22 protein-coding genes are annotated in these 20,652 nt (G+C 58.7%); 15 read left to right on the forward strand and 7 right to left on the reverse strand.

What is annotated here, in order from left to right:
* Positions 1–45: 45 nt before the first annotated feature.
* The 7 genes from QMC91_RS01840 (at position 46) to QMC91_RS01870 (ending at position 5,946) form a co-directional block, all read left to right on the forward strand.
* A complete protein-coding gene (locus QMC91_RS01840; protein WP_300234516.1) occupies positions 46–1,299 on the forward strand; it encodes a 3-isopropylmalate dehydratase large subunit in 1,254 nt (417 codons plus the stop codon).
* A 5-nt stretch (positions 1,300–1,304) separates the two neighbouring features.
* Positions 1,305–1,796 (forward strand): 3-isopropylmalate dehydratase small subunit, encoded by a 492-nt coding sequence (locus tag QMC91_RS01845; RefSeq protein WP_300234518.1) that lies wholly within the window; start codon positions 1,305–1,307, stop codon positions 1,794–1,796.
* A complete protein-coding gene (locus QMC91_RS01850) occupies positions 1,781–2,902 on the forward strand; it encodes an isocitrate/isopropylmalate family dehydrogenase (protein WP_300234521.1) in 1,122 nt (373 codons plus the stop codon). The genes QMC91_RS01845 and QMC91_RS01850 overlap by 16 nt, the downstream gene beginning before the upstream one ends.
* Positions 2,903–2,934: 32 nt before the next feature.
* The gene (locus QMC91_RS01855) at positions 2,935–4,101 is read left to right on the forward strand and encodes a nitrogenase component 1 (protein WP_300234523.1); all 1,167 of its coding nucleotides are present in this window, start codon (positions 2,935–2,937) and stop codon (positions 4,099–4,101) included.
* A 94-nt stretch (positions 4,102–4,195) separates the two neighbouring features.
* The gene (locus tag QMC91_RS01860) at positions 4,196–4,567 is read left to right on the forward strand and encodes a tautomerase family protein (RefSeq protein WP_300234525.1); all 372 of its coding nucleotides are present in this window, start codon (positions 4,196–4,198) and stop codon (positions 4,565–4,567) included.
* Positions 4,568–4,864: 297 nt separating this feature from the next.
* Positions 4,865–5,344 (forward strand): GNAT family N-acetyltransferase, encoded by a 480-nt coding sequence (locus QMC91_RS01865; RefSeq protein ID WP_300234528.1) that lies wholly within the window; start codon positions 4,865–4,867, stop codon positions 5,342–5,344.
* A gap of 17 nt (positions 5,345–5,361) precedes the next feature.
* The gene (locus QMC91_RS01870) at positions 5,362–5,946 is read left to right on the forward strand and encodes a PH domain-containing protein (protein ID WP_300234531.1); all 585 of its coding nucleotides are present in this window, start codon (positions 5,362–5,364) and stop codon (positions 5,944–5,946) included.
* Between the two features lie 31 nt (positions 5,947–5,977).
* Here QMC91_RS01870 and QMC91_RS01875 read toward each other — a convergent pair whose 3' ends face one another.
* From QMC91_RS01875 to QMC91_RS01895, 5 genes are all read right to left on the reverse strand, one after another.
* Positions 5,978–6,451, reverse strand: a complete 474-nt coding sequence (locus QMC91_RS01875) for a universal stress protein (protein WP_300234535.1) — start codon at positions 6,449–6,451, stop codon at positions 5,978–5,980.
* Between the two features lie 88 nt (positions 6,452–6,539).
* Entirely contained in the window at positions 6,540–7,604 is a 1,065-nt protein-coding gene (locus QMC91_RS01880; RefSeq protein WP_300234537.1) for a nitrogenase component 1, read from the reverse strand.
* Positions 7,564–8,382, reverse strand: coding sequence for a Ni-sirohydrochlorin a,c-diamide reductive cyclase ATP-dependent reductase subunit (cfbC, locus tag QMC91_RS01885; protein ID WP_300234539.1), 819 nt, complete (start codon positions 8,380–8,382; stop codon positions 7,564–7,566). The genes QMC91_RS01880 and cfbC overlap by 41 nt, the downstream gene beginning before the upstream one ends.
* A gap of 87 nt (positions 8,383–8,469) precedes the next feature.
* Entirely contained in the window at positions 8,470–9,891 is a 1,422-nt protein-coding gene (locus QMC91_RS01890; protein WP_300234541.1) for an aldehyde dehydrogenase family protein, read from the reverse strand.
* Between the two features lie 723 nt (positions 9,892–10,614).
* A complete protein-coding gene (locus QMC91_RS01895; protein WP_300234544.1) occupies positions 10,615–10,755 on the reverse strand; it encodes a hypothetical protein in 141 nt (46 codons plus the stop codon).
* 182 nt (positions 10,756–10,937) lie between these two features.
* On the opposite strand from QMC91_RS01895, the gene QMC91_RS01900 reads away from it, so the two are divergent.
* From QMC91_RS01900 to QMC91_RS01920, 5 genes are all read left to right on the forward strand, one after another.
* Entirely contained in the window at positions 10,938–11,846 is a 909-nt protein-coding gene (locus QMC91_RS01900; protein WP_300234547.1) for a 2-phospho-L-lactate transferase CofD family protein, read from the forward strand.
* Between the two features lie 497 nt (positions 11,847–12,343).
* The gene (gene cofD, locus QMC91_RS01905; RefSeq protein ID WP_300234550.1) at positions 12,344–13,246 is read left to right on the forward strand and encodes a 2-phospho-L-lactate transferase; all 903 of its coding nucleotides are present in this window, start codon (positions 12,344–12,346) and stop codon (positions 13,244–13,246) included.
* Positions 13,247–13,608: 362 nt separating this feature from the next.
* On the forward strand, positions 13,609–14,151 hold the full coding sequence (locus QMC91_RS01910) for an arginine decarboxylase, pyruvoyl-dependent (RefSeq protein WP_300234551.1): 543 nt from the start codon (positions 13,609–13,611) through the stop codon (positions 14,149–14,151).
* A gap of 101 nt (positions 14,152–14,252) precedes the next feature.
* On the forward strand, positions 14,253–15,542 hold the full coding sequence (gene aspS, locus QMC91_RS01915) for an aspartate--tRNA(Asn) ligase (protein WP_300234553.1): 1,290 nt from the start codon (positions 14,253–14,255) through the stop codon (positions 15,540–15,542).
* Between the two features lie 56 nt (positions 15,543–15,598).
* Positions 15,599–16,501 carry a methionine synthase gene (locus QMC91_RS01920; protein WP_300234555.1) on the forward strand — a complete coding sequence of 301 codons (903 nt, stop codon included), beginning with the start codon at positions 15,599–15,601 and terminating at the stop codon, positions 16,499–16,501.
* A 157-nt stretch (positions 16,502–16,658) separates the two neighbouring features.
* On the opposite strand, the gene QMC91_RS01925 is transcribed toward QMC91_RS01920, so the two are convergent.
* Positions 16,659–17,243, reverse strand: a complete 585-nt coding sequence (locus QMC91_RS01925) for an ATPase domain-containing protein (RefSeq protein ID WP_300234557.1) — start codon at positions 17,241–17,243, stop codon at positions 16,659–16,661.
* Between the two features lie 56 nt (positions 17,244–17,299).
* Positions 17,300–18,868: an AMP-binding protein gene (locus tag QMC91_RS01930; RefSeq protein ID WP_300234559.1), complete on the reverse strand. Its 1,569-nt coding sequence runs from the start codon at positions 18,866–18,868 to the stop codon at positions 17,300–17,302.
* A gap of 371 nt (positions 18,869–19,239) precedes the next feature.
* Here QMC91_RS01930 and QMC91_RS01935 point away from each other — a divergent pair, with 371 nt between their 5' ends.
* From QMC91_RS01935 to QMC91_RS01945, 3 genes are read left to right on the forward strand one after another with little or no spacing between them, the layout of a single operon-like run.
* The gene (locus QMC91_RS01935; protein ID WP_300234562.1) at positions 19,240–19,503 is read left to right on the forward strand and encodes a FeoA family protein; all 264 of its coding nucleotides are present in this window, start codon (positions 19,240–19,242) and stop codon (positions 19,501–19,503) included.
* Positions 19,503–19,745 (forward strand): FeoA family protein, encoded by a 243-nt coding sequence (locus tag QMC91_RS01940; protein ID WP_300234565.1) that lies wholly within the window; start codon positions 19,503–19,505, stop codon positions 19,743–19,745. Before QMC91_RS01935 ends, QMC91_RS01940 begins: the two co-directional genes overlap by 1 nt.
* Positions 19,742–20,638, forward strand: a complete 897-nt coding sequence (locus QMC91_RS01945; protein ID WP_300234569.1) for a ferrous iron transporter B — start codon at positions 19,742–19,744, stop codon at positions 20,636–20,638. The genes QMC91_RS01940 and QMC91_RS01945 overlap by 4 nt, the downstream gene beginning before the upstream one ends.
* Positions 20,639–20,652 lie beyond the last annotated feature (14 nt).

The raw sequence follows: 20,652 nt of genomic DNA on the forward strand, positions 1-20,652 counted from the left end.
GCAAACTACATACGTCCCGAGCACCTACAGAAGACGGGATACTCTATGTCGGCGACTATCGTAGAGAAGATATTTTCGCAACACTGTGGCAGGCCCGTTCGGGCGGGAGAGGTTGTGATGGCGCCGGTGGATGCGGCGATGATCCACGACATCACTGGCCCGCTTGCGATCAGGGTCTTTTATGAGATGGGTGGGGAGCGCGTCTTCGATCCGGAACGGATCATCATGCTCTTTGACCACCAGGTACCCGCCGACTCGATACCCGCCGCCGAGAACCACGTCTTCATGCGGCGGTTTGCAGAAGAGCAGGGGATCCACAACTACGACATGCGTGAAGGCGTCTGTCACCAGGTCGTGATGGAGAAGGGACGGGCGGCCCCGGGCGAGATCGTCGTCGGGACCGACTCCCACACCTGTACCTACGGCGCCGCGGGGGCGTTTGCAACCGGGATCGGTTCGACTGATATGGGTTTCGTCCTGAAGTTCGGGGCTCTCTATTTCCGGGTGCCCGAGAGCATCCTGCTTGAGATCGATGGAAAGTTCGGCCAGAGGGTCGGTGCAAAAGACCTGATCCTCTATCTCGCGGGCGATATCGGTGCCGATGGCGCGACCTACATGGCACTCGAGTTCACAGGTCGGGCGATACGTGATATGGATATGGCTGGCCGAATGACGTGTGCTAACATGGCGATCGAGATGGGGGCGAAGGCGGGGATAATCCCGCCCGACGCGACCACCCGGGACTATATCACCGAACGGCGTGAAGTCGGGTCGTATGATCTTGCAAGCGACCCTGACGCCTCCTACAGGGAGCGGCGGCACTACGATATCACCGAACTCGCCCCACAGGTTGCTGTCCCGCACAATGTCGATAACGTCGTGGACGTAACGGAGGTTGCCGGAACGAAGATCGATCAGGTCTTCATAGGCTCCTGTACCAACGGTCGTTACGAAGATCTGGCGGAGGCGGCGGAGGTGATCGGGGCCGCCGACCGGTTTGCGGATAGCGTTCGGGTGATAGTCATCCCCGCTTCCCGAACGGAGTATCTGAAGGCTCTCCGGGCCGGGCTCATCGAACGGTTTGTTGAGGCGGGGGCGCTTGTTGAGGCGCCATGCTGCGGCCCCTGTATGGGCGGGGCGTTCGGGCTGCTCGCACCGGGCGAGGTCTCGCTATCGACATCAAACCGGAACTTCCGGGGCCGGCAGGGGAGCACCCTGGCATCGGTCTACCTCTCGTCGCCGGCGACGGCAGCGGCAAGTGCACTCTACGGCGAGATCACCGACCCGAGGGAGGTGTGAGAATCATGCGGGTATGGAAGTTTGGGGATGATGTCGATACGGATGCTATCATCCCCGGCAGGTTCCTGACGATCTACGATCCGGCGGAACTTGCAAAACATGTGTTTGAGGGGACGCGGGATGAGTTTGCAGTAGAGGTGCGGGAGGGTGACATTGTGGTTGCCGGCCGCAACTTCGGGTGCGGGTCCTCGCGTGAGCATGCGCCGCTTGCGCTGCTCGGTGCCGGGGTGAAGATCGTGGTAGCGAAGTCGTTTGCCCGGATCTTTTACCGGAACGCGATCAACACCGGGCTCCTGCCCCTCGTCTGTCCGGAGACCGATGCCATACAGGATGGCGAGGTCATCTCGGTGGATATCGAAGGGGGTTACATCGAGGTGAACGGGAGAAGGCTTCCGATCGAACCCGTGCCTGATTTCATGAAGAGGATCGTCGAGGCCGGTGGTCTTGTGGCCTATGCGAGGAACCTCGACGGGGTGGAGATATGCAATACCGGGTAGCCGCAATAGGCGGGGATGGTATAGGTCCCGAGATCATAGCAGCGGGCAGAGAGGTCCTGGACGCCGCGGGAGAGCGATATGGGTTTGATATCGACTGGACAGAGTTCGATCTTGGCGCCGAACGTTACCTTGCAACAGGCGAACTCCTGACCGAGGATGATATCCAGGAACTCTCGAAGTTCCCGGCGATCTACTTCGGGGCGATCGGTGATGAGCGGGTGAGACCCGGGATACTGGAGAAGGGCATACTGCTTGCGATCCGGTTCCACTTCGACCAGTACATCAACCTCCGGCCTATAAGACTCCTCGAGGGTGTCGAGACGCCGCTTGCGAAGAAGCGTCCGGAGGATATCGACTTTGTGGTGGTCAGGGAGAACACCGAAGACTTCTATGTCGGGATCGGATCCAGGTTTACCGGAAGACGTGAGAAGAAGACGCTGGAGGTTCTGCGGGAGATATACAGCGTCAGGTTCGGTCTGGACGTCGAGACCGATGCCGACGAACTCGCCTACCAGATCGGTGTCATCACTCGCGAAGGGGCCGGGCGGGTCATCCGCTACGCCTTTGATCTTGCCATGCAACGGAGGAAGAAGGTCACATCGGTCGACAAGGCAAACGTACTCTCCGACGTCTACGGTCTCTGGCGAGACGTCTTCTCGGAGGTCTCCAGGGGTTATCCGGCTGTCTCGACGGAGTTCAACTTCGTCGACGCTGTCACGATGTGGTTCCTGAAGAACCCCGAGTGGTTCGACGTTGTTGTCACCCCGAACATGTTTGGCGATATCATCACCGATCTCGGCGCCATGATACAGGGCGGACTCGGTCTTGCCCCCGGCGGGAACATAAACCCCTCGGGCACTTCGATGTTTGAACCGATCCACGGTTCGGCACCGAAGTACCGCGGCCAGGACGTTGCAAACCCGCTTGCCACCGTCTGGGCGGGTTCGATGCTTCTCGATCACCTCGGCGAACACGAGGCCGCGGCGGCGGTTCTCCGGGCAATCGAACGGAGTATCCTGGATGGTTTCGTCACCCGGGATATGGGCGGGGCGAAGAAGACGAGCGAGGTCGGGCAATACCTTGCCACGCTTATCCGGACAGTTTGAGGGGTTTTACACCCCCCTCCCTCTCGTTTGCCATGATGATGCCAGAAGAGCAGCATACTCCATGTGAGAACCCGCTCTGGCCCTGCGCGATGACCGGTGCGGTGGCCTGCCTTGCCGGGTTTGAAGACGTTGCAGTCGTTGTCCACGGGTCAAGCGGCTGCTACTTTTACCCTGCCTCGCTCACCGGCGCTCCCATATACGGGACGTTTCTTCTCGAGAACGAGGTTATATTCGGTACGGAGTCAAGGCTGCGGGAGGTTATAGCGGGTGTAGACGACCGCTACACCAGGATAGCCGTGGTCAACACCTGTGTGCCGGCGGTCATCGGCGAGGATCTGAGCGATCTCGGCCGTGACGACCGGGTGCTATTCATCGACAGTCCCGGGTTCCTCGGCGATCTCGAGGTCGGTTACCGGAGGGCGCTTGAACGGATCTCACCGGAGGTCGACCCCGCTGCGCCGGGCGTCAACATCGACGGGATCTCTCTCACCGATCCCTTCTGCCGGGGAAACACCATCGAAGCACGACGGTTGCTCAGTCTCGCCGGTGTCTCTGTGCAGACCACGTTCTGCCTTGACCGCTACGCTGCAACCCGGCGGGCGGCGCCGTTAACCGTTGAGACGAACCCGGATCTTTCAGGCGGCATCGGCAGAACCTGTGGGTCGCTCCTCGGTCTTGACGCCGTCAGCGAGACCTTCGAGCGGCTTGCAACCGTGATCGAGGGGGTCGACGCCCGCCCGGTTGCAAAAGAGGTGGCGTGGGCTGACGCCAGGATCAGGAAGGGCTGCGACAGGTACCTGCGTCGGTTTGACCCTCCGGTGGTGGCTATCGCTGGCGGCGCCGCCTACGCGGGGTATGCCGCCAATCTTCTCGAACGATATCTCGGTGCGGATATAGCCTTTATCGCCGCAAGGAACGACCCTGGTCCCGGAAAGACCGGTATCACCCATACGACCGACCTTGCGGTCATCCGGGAGATGATCCTGGACGCCGAACCCGATCTGATCCTTGGCTCGTCCTACGAGCAGGCGCTCGCACCTGACGCCGCGTTCGTCGGGCTGACATTTCCGCTCAGGAACAGGGTCAAACTCTCCTCCCCTGCGGTTATCGGGGTTGAGGGCGCGCTCCGGTTGATGGAGGAGGTGCTCAACGCCTGTATCGACCGACACCGGCGCAGGAGTTCCTGGCCCCGGGATTGATGCCTGGAAAGCGTTAAGACCCGCCTGTCGGAACGCTCATACAGGTAAGGGGGGGTTGTGTTCGTCTCCTCCCGGCCTGCCGGATGTGGTCTGAATGCCGCTTGTAAAGATCGAGATCCGTATCGGGAAACCGGTAGAGTATCGGAGGTCGATAATCGAGAGCGTCCGCAGGGCGTTCGTAGACGCGCTGCAGACCCCGGAGGCTGCCCTCTGGATCCGGGTCTGCGAGCGCAAAGAGGAGAACTTCCCGCTACCTCCAGGTCGATCGGGCGACGCTCTCTTGATCGAAGTCAGCCTCATGCCCGGGCGAACCGCCGAGAAGAAGGAGGCTCTCTTTCGGGCGATCGTCGGGTACCTCGGTCGTAGCCCCGGGATCCGCCCTGAAGATCTCTGTATCGTCCTCTCCGAACCGCCCGTCGAGAACTGGGCCGAACACGGAGAGCGGTTTGCTGCGCCTCCGGGATGAGGCTTGCTCCCCCTCGTTGGGGGTAACAATCGTTATCTATCGGAACAGGAGCGTCTTCACTTCGGGTCAACGCCATACCTGGGTCATCTACACAGTCCCTGAATGGTTTTCCCCGCGGGGAACCGTCAGGGCTCTCTCCCATATCACGTGGTCGGGCAGGATGAACGTCTCAGTGGAGGCCTGTCATGATGAATCGCTGGCTTTTCGTATGAAAATGACCCCAGATTTTCATCCGGTATGTCTGTAGCCCTGACGGGCATCATGTAGTTTTTTACAAAGAAACAGGGTTGTACGACTATGAACGTGAGGATCAGGGAATACCTCGACGGTGATTTCCAGGCGGTCTGTGAGATTGATATGGAGAACAGCCCGGAGGGTTGCCGGTCGGAGGTCTTCATCCGCCAGGCCGGTGTCCTCTTTGCCGGGTCGTTCCTTGTTGCGGAATGCGACGGCAGGGTTACCGGTTACACCATCGGGGCGCTTGTGCAGAACCGGCCGAGAGTGGGGTGGGTCATCCGATTGGTGGTGGCGGAGGGCTACCGGCGCCGGGGGTTGGGCAGGGGGCTTCTTGCAGCCGTTACCGGAAGGCTCGGTGAGATCGGGGCGGAAGAGGTCTATCTCACGGTCTCGCCGGCGAACCATGGCGCCCGGCGACTCTATCAGGAGCACGGGTTTATGGAGGTCGGTTTCTGCCCTGACTACTTCGGCGATGGTGGCGACCGCTACATCCTTCGAAAAGGTCTTGCCGATCGGAAAGGCTTAACCCCGCTGGATTGAAGACACATCTCCATAACATGTCCCCGGCCACATACCGTATCGGCGAAGAGTTCAAACCGGTGCCGGCGTACCGGACATACCTCTACACATCGCTCCTGATCTTTGTCGTCGTCCTGATCCTGCCCTGGCTTATCCCGACCATAATCTTCGCCCCTCTCGCGGTCGGCCTCGGACTCACCATACCGCTGCTTGCCATCATAATCTTTGTCGCCTGGTGGATCCCTCTCTACTGCGAGAGCATAACCTACCGCCTCACTCCAACCGAGATCACCTGGGAGCGGGGTGTCTGGTTCAGGCAGACCGGGATCGTTCCATACAACCGGATCACAAACGTTGATATCTTCCAGGGACCGCTGATGCGGTTCTTCTCGTTCTCGGCCGTTCGGGTGCAGACCGCCGGCTACTCGGCGCAGGCCAGGGCGGAGATTGTCCTGACCGGGATCGCCGACCCAAAAAACCTTCAGGAGACGATCATGGGTCTCGTCCGGAAGATGGGTTCCATCGCGACCGAAGGTGAACCCGAAAGAGTTGCAGACCTCGGTGCGGTGGTTGCGGAACTGCGGGCTATCCGGAACCTGCTTGAGGCCGAAGAGAAGAGATAAGGGATTCTTCGGGGTAGCAGGAATGTGGTGCCTATCCCCTGGTATCCTTCCCCCGCTTGATTACCAGCACGGGTTGATTTGCGTTCTTGATCACGTACTCAGAGACTGTCCCGAGGAGACGCTCACGGATGTTTGACCTGCCATGAGAGCCAAGGACTATAAGCGATGCTCTCTCGGCATCGGCGGAGGCCACGATCTCTTTTCCAGGGTTGCCGACGGGCGTCAGGACGGTCACCTTAAAGCCCTGTTTCTCAAGCGCCCGCCGTATATCGATTATCCGGTGCTGGATCTCTGCCTGCAGTTGCTTCTGCGTCTCGGTCTCCTGGTTAGATACCGTTCCGAGGAACCCGTGGCCACCCGAGGCTATCAGCGCTACATCTTTTGAGTCGATTACGTGGACGAGGATGACCTCACGGGTTCCAGCCTCGTGAAGTGCGGGGATGTAGTCCAGAACCTTCATGGAAGGCTCTGAGAAGTCCGTTGGAAACAGGATGCGTTCAAACATACTCTGGCACTCTCTTCACTGTAACTCTTTTCTGCCGGGGTATAAAATGGATTCTGTGTGCTCTGCGGGTAGCGCCAATACCCCTTCATCACCGCCCTCTCTCACGGATGAGCACCCTCCAGCGGTTCAGCATCCGCCCGACCCCCGCGGTCCCGACTGGCGGGGGGTAGGGCGAAGGGATGGCGACCCCGTCAGGGTCTATGATGAGGCCGAGGGCGTCGGCACACTCGGCGCAGATGGCCTCCACCTCCGGGTCGCCCCTGAGCATCGGATGCGGGGACTGGAAGCAGACCCGCTTCCCGGCCAGATCATCGAATCTCTCAAGCATCGCCGTCTGGTATGCCCGTTCCTCCTCGACGGCTGTCAGGGAATCGATGCCACAGACCCGGCCGACCTCTTCAAGGAACCGGCATGTCCCCCCAAGTCCAATCGGGAACGACTTGATGTAAGGTGTGCCATAACGTCGCTTGAGTTCCTCACCGACAACCCTGAGCGCAGGTTCCCGGAGGATGTTCACTGCGGCGGCACCGAGACGGCTGACATCCCGGGTCATGATCCCCCGCACAAACCGCAGGTTGACCGGGAGCCCGAGCCTTTTTAAGAGCCGGTTGACCTCGGCGGCGTTCTCGTCGACGCCGTACTCCAGGTTCTTCTCCCCGATCAGGTTTGCCGAGATGCTCTTCTCGCTCGATGGCCTGGCAAGCGATGCGACGGCAGAGAGGGCGTTTCTTACCCCGGTCTCAAAGACGCCGCCAAGGAACCCGGCGGTCGGGATCGGGATCACCGGGACGCCCCGGTCCTTTGTGCAGACTGCCGCAACGTCATCTCCTATCGTCTCGACGATGCAGGTAGAGAGGACGAAGATGGACGCTGGTGAGAGAGCGAGCGCCTGTTCCAGGGCGGTCTCGAGGGCGTCTTCGCCCCCGAATATGATATCGTTCTCCAGCAGGTGGCTTGAGAGCAGTCGGGGGAGGTCGCCCCGGTCGTTCGAGAGATTGGTGGCGTGCAGGAGGGAGAAGTTGTGGTGGGTGCAGCCCGCCGGGCCGTGGATGACGCAGACGGCGTCCCGCACCTCTGTAGCCACAGAGAGAGCCCCGGTCAGGGTGCAGCCCTCAAACCTGGACGAACTCGAGGGCGAAGGATTCGATCTCATCCATCTCCATGGGTGTGGGGATGCTTGTCATGTCGTTACCGTATACCAGCCGTGCGAGATCCCGGTAAACCCCGGCCTGCTCGGATTCAGGGGCGTACTCGATGACAGTCTGCTTCTGCAGTTCTGCAACCTGCACGATCCGCGACCGTGGGATATAGGCGATCATGCGGGAGTTGATCCGGCGGGCAAACTCCTCTACCAGTTCCCGTTCGCCCTCGATGTTCTTTGCGTTACAGATGACGCCGCCCAGGGAACACCTGCTCCGCGCCCGCCGGGATAGACGGGCGATGGCTCTGGCGATGTTGTTTGCGGCGTAGATGGACATGAGTTCACCGGAGGTGACCAGGTAGATCTCACGGGCATAACCCTCTCGCATCGGCATCGCGAACCCCCCGCAGACGACATCGCCCAGGACGTCATAGACTATAACGTCGCCCTTGAGGGCATCGAGGCGCTCAAGGAGCTGAAACGTCGCGATGATACCGCGCCCGGCGCAACCTATACCAGGTTCGGGTCCCCCCGCCTCCACACACCGCACTCCCCCGAAGCCCCTGTAGACCACGTCCTCGACTGTGATGTTAGTGTCCCCGCGCTCCCGGATGAGGTCTAGGACTGTCGGGATCCAGGTCCCGTGGACCAGCATCCGGGTGCTGTCGTGTTTTGGGTCGCAGCCGATCTGCAGGATATCGAGCCCATCCTCCGCAAGTGCTGCCGAGAGGTTTGCTGCAGTGGTGGATTTCCCGATTCCCCCTTTTCCGTAGAGGGCAATCTGTTTCATTGTATCACTATTGAGCCCGCATGGATAATTAGGTCTCGGATGCGGCTCATGGAATGCCGGGGGTTGCATGGTATCCTGACAGGCAACCTATGGCGCGAAGATCATCATACGCTCTTCGGTCATCTCTTCGATCGCATACCTCGGGCCCTCCCGCCCCATGCCCGATCCTTTCACCCCGCCGTAGGGGGCATGGTCCAGTCGGAAGGTCGGGATATCGTTGACGACCAGCCCGCCAACCCTGAGGGTCTCGAAAGACTCTGCGATCCTCCGGGCATCGTGCGTGAAGATGCCTGCCTGCAGCCCGTATTCTGTATCGTTTGCGAGCGCCAGCCCCTCCTCGAAGGTGTCGTAGGGTGTGAGTGTCATCACCGGGGCAAAGATCTCCGTCCGGTTCACTTTCATATCCGGTGTTGTATCGAGGAGCACGGTCGGGGTGATGATCGGGCCGCTCCTGGTCCCGCCAACCAGCACCCGTGCACCGGCCGCAACGGCGTCCTGCACCTTTGAAAAAGCTGCAACGGCAGCTTCTTCCGAGATCATTGGCCCCACGTCGGTCTCGGGGTTGCGCGGGTCGCCGACTTTGAGGGCACCGGTCTCCTCGGCGATCTGTGCAAGCGCCTTCTCGTAGATCGGGCGGTGGACGTAGACCCGCTGCACCGAGATGCAGGCCTGCCCGGCGTTTGAGAAGGCACCTGTGACGATCCGGGCCAGCGCGAAATGGAGATCGGCGTCCTCGTGGACTATAACGGCAGCGTTCCCACCAAGTTCGAGACCGAGACGTTTCCGGCCGGCGATCTCCCGGAGGTGCCAGCCTACGGCCGGGCTCCCGGTGAAACTGACGCAGGCGACTCTATCGTCACGCACCATCCGCTCTGCAAGACCGGTGTGGCAGGGGAGGACACTGATCGCTTCAGGCGGGAATCCGGCCTCAAGCGTCATCTCCCCGAGCATCAGCGACGAGAGTGGTGTGGCCGAGGCGGGCTTCAGGATGATGGAGTTCCCCGCGGCTATAGCCGGTCCGAGTTTGTGGCAGGCGAGATTGAGCGGGAAGTTAAATGGCGTGATGGCAAGAACGGGGCCGAGGGGAAACCGGCGGAGACAGCCTATCCGGCCTTCCCCGGCCTCGTTCCAGTCAAGGGGGAGAATTTTCCCCTCTATCCGGCGTGCCTCCTCGGCGGAGACCTCGATGGTCTCTATGGCACGCTCGACCTCGTTTCCAGCGAGACGACGGGTCTTCCCCGCCTCGAGGGTGATGGTCTTCGCAAGGTCGGCAGAGCGTTTCCGCATGAGGTCGGCAAGATCATATAGGATCTTCGAACGCCGGTGGGCGGGGAGTTGCCGGGTGATGGAAAACCCGTCTTCTGCAGAACTGAGAGCGTCATCCAGATCTCTGCTGCCGGCAAGATAGACTCTGCCGATGGTCTCCCCGTTCCAGGGGAACCGGACGTCCTGGGTCTCGCTGCTCGCCCGCCACTCTCCACCAGCAAGGAACTCATGCGTGCTATTCATAGAGATGAGTCGATACGCCTCAAAATGAATTTTTGGTTCAGGATCAAGGGTTGAATGGTCCCCATGTTTCACCGTTCAGCCACCCTCTGAAGTTCTGTCTTTTTTTTTAACGCCGGCTTAAACGGTCGTTTCTACCAGAAGTGCGCTCACAGCAACGATCTTTTGGACTGACCACCTTGAATTTCGGTGCACTTTCCGTAAAGAGAACTATTCTCTGGCCAATTCAAAGAGATCTTCGATCAGAGATCGAATACTCACAAAACCTTTCCAGATAGTTTTGGAGAGCGTTATAAAGCACTCGTGACAGCACAGAGAAGACTCACAAAAAAAAACATGGCTGGCTTAGGGGGATCCTGGAAAAACCCTGGAAACATATCTCAGCAGTGTTCCAGATATGGTATGATCGTCGCAAAGACGTTATCTGATCGGATCGATTCCTGCTTACATTCTAAGTTGGTGGTGGATCGCTGCCAGGATGCAACGATCAATAATAAGTTCAGGATTGCAATCTCTGGGCTAAGAACCCTTTATGCCGCCCGCTGGAATCGGGGGCGGTCAATGGATCTAACCCGGGATACAACGGCGGTTTGGCCCCCGTCTTTGTGGGATTCCTATCTTAACCTATACTGCAGGGATCGTTAACCGGATCTGGCAGGCGGGATTGACCGCAGATCTCTCGCCGCATATTCCGGTCCCGATAGACCTTTTCTCCGGACAACCCCCTCAATCAGCCTCCATGGTGGAGAAGAAGTGCGTGCCAACCCCTGCAAGCACTGCCGCCAGGGCAAAGATAACGACGAGATCGAGGGCGAGCGGAAAGGTTGAGACCCCTCGTTGTGGTTCAACTCCCTGACATGGTCCCACATGAACCTCCTCGTCTGGACGTCCACGCCCACCGTTGGTTCATCCAGTAGCAGGACACGCGGACGTGTGAGCATGCTTCTTGCTATCTCGAGTCAACGCTGCATCCATCCAGAGTAGTCCTTGACCGGTTACAGGGTGGAAGTGTTAATCGGGGAGACGCCCATATGTAAAGGTATCCTAGCATGATCACATTCCTCTCCGGCGGAACAGAAACGGCCGCGCTAATCCAGGGCTTCCGGCAGATAATGTACGATCGCGAGATTGCCGTGGTCGCAAACACCGCCGAGGATCTTCAGGTCTCGGGGGGCCATTGTGCGCCTGACCTTGATACTGCCATCTTCCTCTTTGCGGGAATCCTGGATACCAACCGCTGGTGGGGGATAAAGGGGGACACCTACACCACCCACACATACCTCCAGAAGGTTGGGGGTGGTGAACCATTCCCTATCGGTGACCGTGCCAGAGCTGTCCAGATCGCACGGGCAGGGCTCCTATCCCGGGGACTGAGCCTGACGGAGGCGGTGGAGGTGCAGTGCCGCTCTCTCAGTATCGGAGCGACCATCCTTCCGGCGACGGATGGAGATGCCACCATCTTCATCGACACCGGCACCGAACTCCTGCCGCTCTTTGAGTACCGGGTGACCGCCGACCCCGCAACAGAGGTCCGCGAGGTTCTCCGGGCCGCCCCGGAACCCGCGGTGTTAACGGAGGCGGTGCGGGCGGTGATCGAGGCGAGTGAAGCCGTTGTGATCGGGCCTGCCAGCCCTGTAAGGTGCATCCTCCCAATCCTGGACTGCGATGGTATGCGCGACCTCCTGCGCGATACGTTCGTTGTTGCGGTCTCACCATTTAGCGGAGATGCCTGTCCTGACCCAAAGGATGTCGCGCTCATCTCCGCTGCCGGCGAAGTGCCGACCGCCCCGGCGGTCTGCCGACTTTACGGGGATCTCGTAGACCTCTTCGTCCAGGATGTCCACGACCCCGACGAAGTCAAAGGCTCGCTCCGTCTTGAGACGCGCCTCCTGCACACCCGGCAGGCGGAATCACTTGCCTGGGACGTCATGGCGGTCATACGCCAGGCGGTTTCTTGAGATTACAGTCCTCTTTTGACTCATCAGGTCAAAGATCCGGAAGGAAAACCAGCCCCTTTTCGTATGAAAATGACCCCCGATTTTCATCCGGTATGCCTGTAGCCCTGACGGGCATCATGTAGTTTTTTGCGGTTGTCTGTGCGGAGGTCATCAAACCGGTTCACCTCCTGGTTTTGAGGGGGGCGGCACGCCCCCAATACCCTCTCTATCTTCGTGTGGCCAGGATATTGAATGTGGTCGATCAAACTACTTCCGGGCGGGCAACTGCCGGTCAGGGGTGCAGATGAGGCCTCTGGCGGCCCAAGCAGGAATCAACGAGGAACCCTCTTCCCTGCCACTCACGGAGAAGGTGTCTCTCACAAAACCGGGAGGTATACGCTCTCAGGAAGGTTTATCAGACCACTACATTGCTGAAAGATGCCGTTTTGATGGTCTTCCTGCATCCGGTGGGTTTGGGAAAATTCATATACAGATCGGCCTGATACGCTAATTGGTCAATGATAACCTTTCTCTCGGGCGGGACCGGAACCCCAAAACTCATCCGCGGGATGCGGGACCTGCTGGAAGAACGTGAGATCGCGGTCGTCGTCAACACGGCCGAGGATCTCTGGATCACGGGGAACCATCTCTCGCCGGACATCGATACGGTCATCTACCTCTTTGCAGGTATCCTGGATACGGCCCGGTGGTGGGGGATCCGAAACGACTCATACATAACCCACGACCTCCTTAGGGCGAAGTTCGGTATCGACGAGTACATCGCCGTCGGCGACCAGGATAGAGCTGTCCATGCCGCTCGTGGTGAGATGCTTCGAGGTGGCATGCGGTTGACGGAGGTCACGCGTTTCCTCTGTCAGAGTCTGGGTGTGCGGGCGACCGTTCTCCCGATGACCGATTCCGTCGTGACGACCTATGTCAGCACGCCTCTCGGCGAGATGCATTTTCAGGAGTACTGGGTGAAGCACCGTGGCGAGGTGGAGATAGAGGGCGTTTACCGGAGATACGACGAACCACCTCTCGCCACACGGGAGGTTATAGATACGATCGAGGCGAGCGATGCTGTGGTGATCGGTCCAAGTAACCCGGTTACGAGCATATCACCGATCCTTGAGTGCAGCGGGGTGCGGGAGGCGTTACGCCGTCAGCATGTCATCGCCGTCAGTCCGTTCATCGGGGATGCCCCCGTGAGCGGGCCGGCAGCGGCGCTGATGCGCGCCTTCGGGAGGGAACCCTCTTCGGCCGGAACATACGGTCTCTACGAAGACTTCCTGGATATCTTCATCCAGGACGTCCGTGACCCGGTCGAGATTGAGGGGGCGTTGAGGATGGATACGCTCATGGTCAATCGTGGCAAGAGCCTCGACCTTTCAAAGAACATCCTTAACCTGATATATGGGTGATAGCCACCCTCTTCACCCCCTCTTCCTCTTCCTGCAGCGGCGACCGGTCACGCTACAGATAGCGCGCGGTTGCCGGGAATATACGGTGCTGAAAACCTCAAAATATCACATCCCGACCACCGACCGGGATGAATGATCCCGCCAGCGGCCCGGGCTCGAGCATTCAGGGCTTACGAATCGGCTGCTCTGGATCCGGCCATCCTCACTCGTGAGAGTGATTCGTGGATTTGCGTGCTTATTTCCTTAATAAGTGAGTAAATTTCGGCCTTAATCGCAAAAAAGACTGATATCTCCTGTATTTTTTGATTTATGGCGTTTATAACCGAAAATATTAAAAAATTCAAGCGATAAGAAGATCTCTAATGTTCGTTCCGAGCAAGTGTTTCTTTACAAAGGGCGTGGGAATCCACAAAGACAAACTGGCATCGTTTGAACTGGCACTCAGGCAGGCGGGGATCGAGAAGTACAACCTGGTCTATGTATCGAGTATTTTTCCGCCAAACTGTCGACTGATCTCGAAAGAGGAGGGCTTGAAAGAGATCTCTCCAGGCAGCATCGTCTATGTCGTCATGGCCCGGAACGAAACCAACGAACCGAGCCGGCTGGTCTCCGCCGCCATCGGCCACGCGATGCCACGGGAGAGCGATGCCTACGGCTACCTCTCCGAGCACCACGCCTTCGGGGAGACCGAAGAGGTCTCTGGTGAATATGCAGAAGACCTGGCAGCGACGATGCTCGCCACAACTCTCGGGATAGAGTTCGACCCCGACAAAGCGTGGCAGGAGAGAGAACAGATCTACAAGGCAAGTGGCCGGATCATAAGCACAACACACATCTGCCAGGCAGCGGAAGGGGTCATGGATGGCCGCTGGACGACCGTGGTTGCTGCAGCGGTCTTCCTCTGAACCATTATTTTTCAGGGCAGACTGCCCGGAAACACTCTTCATCCTCTCAATAAGCGCAAGACAAAATACCTCCCGGGGCCCACAGTGTACAGGTTTTTAATATGCGACTACCAATACGTGCCGTAACCCCGGAAACAGGGTCTGCAGAGATCATCGGCTGGGTGCACGAGATCCGCGACCTTGGAGGTCTTTCTTTCTTCCTGGTCCGTGATAGGACCGGCATAATCCAGGTGACCATCCCGAAGAAGAAGGTCCCGGCAGAGATCCTTGAGGTCGCCAGGAATGTATCAAGAGAGTCTGTGATCAGGGTCAGAGGCAGTGTTAAGGCGATCGATAAAGCGCCGGGCGGGCGTGAGATAATCCCTGATGAACTAGAGATCATCAACCTGGCGGATAGCCCCCTCCCGCTCGACGTCGTCGAGAAGGTCCCTGCTGAACTGGACACGCGACTCGACTCCAGGTTTCTTGACGCGAGGAAACCACGTGTCCGTGCCATATTTTTCATAAGGTCTGCTGTGACCTGCGCCGCGACAGAGTTCCTCGCATCCAGGGGCTGCATCAACATCACCACACCGAAGATCGTCGCAGCAGCTACGGAGGGCGGCACCGAACTATTCCCGATCGCCTACTTTGAGAAAGAGGCTTTCTTAAACCAGAGCCCGCAACTTTACAAACAGATGATGATGGCTGCAGGCTTCGAGGCAGTATTTGAGATCGGTCCAATCTTCCGCGCCGAGGAACATAACACCGTCAGACACCTCAATGAAGCCACGTCGCTCGATATCGAGGTATCTTTTGCCGACCACAACGACGTCATGGAACTTCTCGAGGATCTGATTGTTCATATATATGGATCCGTTGCAAAGAACTGCGCAGATGACCTGGCAGAGATCGGGGTCGATCTCGCAATCCCTCAAAAACCGTTCCCCAGAATACCCTACGTGGAGGCGATAGAGATTGCAAACCGCAGCATCGAGGAGAAGATCTCCTTTGGTGACGACCTCACCCCTGCAGCAGAAAGGGCGATCGGCGACACCATCGGAGGTCATTACTTCGTCGTAGACTGGCCAACCGATATCCGGCCTTACTATGCGATGCCCTACCCGGACCGGCCGGAGTTCTGCAAGGCGTTCGACCTGATGCACCCCCGCATGGAACTTGCCTCCGGCGCCCAGCGTATCCACGTTCATGACCTTCTGGTGGAGCGGATCCGCGCAAAAGGGCTCTCACCTGAGAGTTTCGAGTTCTACCTGAAGACGTTCCGCTACGGTATGCCGCCGCATGCGGGGTGGGGGCTTGGCATCGAGCGTCTGGTGATGACGATGCTCGATCTGCCAAACATCCGGGAGGCGGTGCTCTTCCCGCGCGACCGGCACAGGCTGACACCATGAGGTTTATATCGGCTGGAACCGATGAATTGAACTGTTAGGTTTTACAGGCTGAGACGATGACCCTGACTGCAATGCGCCTCCCGACCACGGTGGTCGGGAGTTACCCCGTTGTGAAAGGCTCGGGGCTTATGGCCCTTGTTGACCCGCTGAAACACGCGGTGGAGGTGGCGGTAGAAGACCAGATCGCCGCCGGGATCGATATAATTTCAGACGGCCAGGTTCGGGGGGACATGATCAACGCGTTTACATCTCACCTTCCGGGCATCAGGGGGGCGGCGGTCGTGGGTAAGGTACAGCCGGCAAGACAGCCTATCACGCTCGCTGACACGAAGTATGCCCTTTCCCGCCACCCGAAGGTGAAAGGGATCCTCACCGGGCCGAGCACCATTGCATACGGCCTCTCGATCGAGACCCCATTCTACCGCAACAGGGAGGAACTGATCCTGGACCTTGCACAGGCGCTTGCGGCCGAGGCGGAGTACCTCCAGAACGCCGGTGTTACGCTCGTGCAGATCGACGAGCCCATCTTCTCCACAGGAGCGGCAAACCTCACCGTCGGTCGCGAGGCTGTAAACGCGATCGCCGGGAGGCTCCGCGTGCCCGTATGTCTTCACGTCTGCGGGAACCTGGGGGATGTTATCGACGACGTCCTCCGGATGAATGTCGATCTCTTCGATTTTGAGTTTTCAAATAACCCCCAGAACCTCGAGATAATCTCTAAAAAGGACCTGCACGGCCGGATGATCGGTTACGGCTGTGTGGATTCGGCTGATCCCGGTGTTGAGAGCGTCGAGACTATCCGCAAGAGGATTGAAAGGGGTATCGAGGTATTCTCACCCGGCGCCATACTCATCGATCCTGACTGCGGTCTGCGGATGCAGTCACGTGAGGTGGCATCCGGAAAACTGAAGAATATGGTTGCTGCGGCAGGGCTTGCCCGGGCGGATCACCCCGCGTGACTGCTCTCCCCTGATTGAAATCAGGGGCATCCTGGGTATTATCACTGAGATTGCAGCCCCACTTTCATGATATTATACTTGATCATATGCATTTATGTTTCAGGTGGACGGGCTGTATCCCGCTATTGAAGTGGCAGGGATTAGCCCTGACTTGATCCTAAAATACCCTGCTTGTCGTTGATAACTCGATACCCTCCGCCATGATGTGGTAGGGGATCACGCGGTTTGGTAAGTCCTCGTCCCTGAACTTTTCGATGGCAAGCTTCCGCTCGACCTCGTTGCCGTGGACCTCCTGCCACAGCATGATGAAGATGTCAGCGGCTCGCGCGATCCGTGACTCTTCAAAAGGGGTGTGGAGGTTTGTGTAGAGGAGGTAGATGATGTTCGCCCCCTCCTCGATCAGCGCTCTGGTCTCTTCGACGACGAGCTTTTGGGCAGCCTCGATCCCCAGCGTGGCGATCAGGGTGGAGAGTGAGTCCACAATGATCCTATCCCCCTTCATCGCAGCAACCATCTCCTCGACGCTCATACCCCGTGCATCGACCATCCCCTCTTCCGGTATGGCGTCAAGCATCAGATACGTGCCCGTGCGCCCTCCCTCCTGCCAGAACTGCCGTGCAAGGAGTTCAAGGCCGCTAACTGGCGACCCGGAGATGACTATACAGGCGCCAGCAGGGAATCCACCGTCGAGCGCAAGGTCCAGACCTGCAATACCTGTAGAACGTTTTATGCTACCTGCCACATCTATGCTCCAGGCTATATCCTCGGGAGGATCTTTGCAATTATTTTTCCTTAATACTACCCTCTTGTATACGAGCGTTCACCCCGGCTGCAGGTATCACAGTAGTCTTCCTGGAGGCGTTTGCGAAGCAATTTCCAGCCATTTACGCGGGGAATCTCCTTGACAAAGATGACACGGCGGGGGACCTTGTACCCGGCGAGGCGTTCCCTGGCAAAGGCAAGAATATCCTCCGGGGAGAGGCCGTTTCCAGCAGGGATCACCACGGCTACGGGGACCTCGCCCCGGTGCTCGTCGACACACCCGAAGACAGCAGCGTCACGGACGGCCGGGTGCTGGACAAGGACGTCCTCAACCTCGGTCGGGTAGACCTTCCAGCCGGACATGACGATCATATCCTTCTTGCGGTCGGTGAGGTAGAGCATCCCGTTCTCGTCCAGGTGGCCTATATCGCCCGTCAGGAACCACCCGTCAGGGAGAAAGACCTCTGCGGTCTCAGCAGGCATCTGCCAGTAACCGAGCGCCACAGCCGGTCCCCGGAGAGCGATCTCGCCGTCATGGCCAGGGGGTAGTTCGCGCGCAGGATCGTTTGAATCGACTATCTTTACCTCCGAGAACCCGACCGGTGTGCCAACGCTCCGGAACTCGTCGGCGGTTGCATAGTGCTCGGGACGGATGGCTGTTCCTGTACCTACGACGATCGTCTCAGAGAGGCCATAAGCATTGACGATCGGGATCCCGAACCGTTCGTGGAAGGGTTTCCATATGCCCGGCGTCAGGGGTCCGCCGCCGCTGATCATCGCCCTGACGGTAGCAAGCGCCTTCTCGGTTCCCGGAGGTGTCTGGAGGAGAGAGTGGATAACAGGGGGCATACCGGCGACGATCGTTGCACGATATTTCCTGGTAAGTTCCAGGTAGCGGCCGAGATCAAACCGCTCCATAACGACATAGGTTGCTCCAGCCCGGAGGGTAGAGATACCCCAGCTGATCCCGACGTGCCCCATCGGGTAGATCCCCAGGTAGACATCCCGGTCTGTGATCCCGAGGACGTCCCGCTCGGCGTCCATTGCGGCGATCCAGTTGCCGTGGGTGAGCATGGCGCCTTTAGGTCTCCCGGTAGTCCCGGAGGTGTACTGGATCTGGCAGAGGTCATCGAACCGGCAGTTGACGGCCCGAAGTCCGGCTGGTGACCTGAGGAGATCTGACCAGGGTGTTGCGGCCTCGACCTCCTCCCCGCCGACCGCGATGATATGCCGGAGTCCTGGCACCTCTTTCCTGATTCGGTTGACGACCGCTGCGCCGTCGACGTCGGTTATGGCCGCAACGGCACCGGCGTCACGGAGAGCGTAGAGTACCTCGTTCTCCCGGTAGACCCGGTTTGTGGGGACCGCAACTGCACCGATACGCCAGAGCGCCAGGTAACTCAGCAGGTACTCGGTTGAACTCTCAAGGTAGATACAGACCCGGTCCCCCCTGGCGATACCGAGGTTCTGGAGCCCGCGTCCTATCCTGGAGACGAGATCGAGGAGTTCAGCGCAGGTGTAACTCTCTCCGGTGGAGGGGACGATGAGAGCAACCTTCGAAGGGCTGGAGGCGTTGGCATCGAGAAATGTGGTGCAGTTAGGCATGAGGCAACTCCTAATGACACGTATGCACTCTGATGTATATAATTGTTCATGCAAGACAGGGGTTGATAAAATCCACCCCTGGCGAGAGATTCGCCCGGCGCCTGTATCGGCGCAGACCGCCCGCCAATGAGGGAAGGGAGTGGGATGGTCGGCGAACGACGCTCCGTGATGGCAATTTGAGTGCATTGAAGATCTCTGAGTCGGTCTCCGCGCATACTGATGGGATAGCCTGAATAGTTTTGCCTTTCGTCTCGTTTATTTGACGATCCTTTCGGACCCCGGTTGCGATCCGAAAACTCTTCGATTCAGGTTCTGAAACCAGAAAATATTTCGGATACGGGTTATATCGACCAAACAAGAGAGAATACATCATGGAATTTAATTCAGCGGATCATACGAGAACAACCACACTTGAATCTCTTGACCCCGGATGCCGTTCCAGGATCATCGGTATCCGTGCTTTTGGTCCTCTCAGAAAGCGCATGCTTGCCATGGGCATGGTTCCGGGTGCTGAGGTAGAGGTGATCTGGGCCGCGCCTCTCGGTGACCCGGTAGAATACAGGGTGAAGGGTTACTGTCTCTCTCTGCGGCGTGCAGAAGCAAGACTGATCGAGGTTCTCGTGGAGGTGCGTTGATGGGGGCGACCTGCCCGCTGGCGTTCCTCCTTCCCGGCTCGGTGGCGAGGATTGCCGGGCTCAGAGCTGGCAAAGGGCTACAGACACGTCTCTTCGGGATGGGATTCTGCCCTGACGCCAGTGTGACGGTCGTCACCGCGGACAGGGGTTCGATCGTTGTCTCGCTCGGAGATGCCCGTTACGCCCTCTCAAAGGGAGTGGCGATGAAGATCCTGGTATGGGGTATCGGTGAGTCTGCATGACGCCACGCATCAGGATTGCGCTCATCGGGAATCCGAACGTCGGCAAAACGACGATCTTTAACGTGCTCACCGGTTCAAGGCAACATGTCGGGAACTGGCCCGGGGTGACCGTGGAGAAGAAGACCGGCATGGTCAGCCATGACGGAGATGAGATCGAGGTAGTGGATCTCCCCGGAACCTACAGTCTGACGGCCTACTCCATGGACGAGGTAATCACGCGGGATTTCATCCTCGACGGGAAGCCGGATGTCGTCATCCAGGTGGTTGACGCGACGAACCTGGAGCGAAACCTCTACCTGACACTCCAGGTTGTCGAACTCGGGGTGCCGATGGTCATCGCCCTGAACATGGTCGATCTTGCCGGGGGACGGGGCGACGGGATCGACCACGAACGACTCTCGGCTTTTCTGGGAGTCACGATCGTGCCGACAGTCGGAACCAGTGGAAAAGGTCTGGACAGACTCCTTGATGCCGCGATCGGGGAGGCGGAGACCCCGCCGAACCATAAGCAGACCGTTGACTATGGCAGCGAGGTGGAAAATATGATCGCAAGGGTTGCAGACGTCCTCGCCGCCGACACGGATATTGCTGCTCGATACCCGCTGCGCTGGCTCGCGGTCAAAATCCTTGAGGGAGACGAAAACGCCCTGGCAAAGGTTTGCGGGGGGCCGGCGAGCGCCCGCGTTGAGGAGATCCTCTCTACCATCGACACGGACAATTACGAGGCCATGATGGCGGACAGACGGTATGAGACAATCGCCGCCATCCTGCCGGGTGTCAGGAAAAGAAGCACTGACCGGCGCATAAACCCGTCCGACCTGGTCGACCGCGTCGTCACCGACCGTTATCTTGGAATCCCGATCTTCCTTGCGTTGATGTGGGGGGGCGTTTGAACTGACTTTTACAG

The organism is Methanoculleus sp., from assembly GCF_030019085.1.
GTDB lineage: Archaea > Halobacteriota > Methanomicrobia > Methanomicrobiales > Methanoculleaceae > Methanoculleus.

What these genes read in the sequence shown, in the direction of transcription:
- QMC91_RS01840 (WP_300234516.1), top strand. Translation starts at nt 46, where the DNA reads ATGTCGGCGACTATCGTAGAGAAGATATTTTCGCAACACTGTGGCAGG.
- QMC91_RS01845 (WP_300234518.1), top strand. Translation starts at nt 1,305, where the DNA reads ATGCGGGTATGGAAGTTTGGGGATGATGTCGATACGGATGCTATCATC.
- QMC91_RS01850 (WP_300234521.1), top strand. Translation starts at nt 1,781, where the DNA reads ATGCAATACCGGGTAGCCGCAATAGGCGGGGATGGTATAGGTCCCGAG.
- QMC91_RS01855 (WP_300234523.1), top strand. Translation starts at nt 2,935, where the DNA reads ATGATGATGCCAGAAGAGCAGCATACTCCATGTGAGAACCCGCTCTGG.
- QMC91_RS01860 (WP_300234525.1), top strand. Translation starts at nt 4,196, where the DNA reads ATGCCGCTTGTAAAGATCGAGATCCGTATCGGGAAACCGGTAGAGTAT.
- QMC91_RS01865 (WP_300234528.1), top strand. Translation starts at nt 4,865, where the DNA reads ATGAACGTGAGGATCAGGGAATACCTCGACGGTGATTTCCAGGCGGTC.
- QMC91_RS01870 (WP_300234531.1), top strand. Translation starts at nt 5,362, where the DNA reads ATGTCCCCGGCCACATACCGTATCGGCGAAGAGTTCAAACCGGTGCCG.
- QMC91_RS01875 (WP_300234535.1), bottom strand. Translation starts at nt 6,451, where the DNA reads ATGTTTGAACGCATCCTGTTTCCAACGGACTTCTCAGAGCCTTCCATG.
- QMC91_RS01880 (WP_300234537.1), bottom strand. Translation starts at nt 7,604, where the DNA reads ATGAGATCGAATCCTTCGCCCTCGAGTTCGTCCAGGTTTGAGGGCTGC.
- cfbC (WP_300234539.1), bottom strand. Translation starts at nt 8,382, where the DNA reads ATGAAACAGATTGCCCTCTACGGAAAAGGGGGAATCGGGAAATCCACC.
- QMC91_RS01890 (WP_300234541.1), bottom strand. Translation starts at nt 9,891, where the DNA reads ATGAATAGCACGCATGAGTTCCTTGCTGGTGGAGAGTGGCGGGCGAGC.
- QMC91_RS01900 (WP_300234547.1), top strand. Translation starts at nt 10,938, where the DNA reads ATGATCACATTCCTCTCCGGCGGAACAGAAACGGCCGCGCTAATCCAG.
- cofD (WP_300234550.1), top strand. Translation starts at nt 12,344, where the DNA reads ATGATAACCTTTCTCTCGGGCGGGACCGGAACCCCAAAACTCATCCGC.
- QMC91_RS01910 (WP_300234551.1), top strand. Translation starts at nt 13,609, where the DNA reads ATGTTCGTTCCGAGCAAGTGTTTCTTTACAAAGGGCGTGGGAATCCAC.
- aspS (WP_300234553.1), top strand. Translation starts at nt 14,253, where the DNA reads ATGCGACTACCAATACGTGCCGTAACCCCGGAAACAGGGTCTGCAGAG.
- QMC91_RS01920 (WP_300234555.1), top strand. Translation starts at nt 15,599, where the DNA reads ATGACCCTGACTGCAATGCGCCTCCCGACCACGGTGGTCGGGAGTTAC.
- QMC91_RS01930 (WP_300234559.1), bottom strand. Translation starts at nt 18,868, where the DNA reads ATGCCTAACTGCACCACATTTCTCGATGCCAACGCCTCCAGCCCTTCG.
- QMC91_RS01935 (WP_300234562.1), top strand. Translation starts at nt 19,240, where the DNA reads ATGGAATTTAATTCAGCGGATCATACGAGAACAACCACACTTGAATCT.
- QMC91_RS01940 (WP_300234565.1), top strand. Translation starts at nt 19,503, where the DNA reads ATGGGGGCGACCTGCCCGCTGGCGTTCCTCCTTCCCGGCTCGGTGGCG.
- QMC91_RS01945 (WP_300234569.1), top strand. Translation starts at nt 19,742, where the DNA reads ATGACGCCACGCATCAGGATTGCGCTCATCGGGAATCCGAACGTCGGC.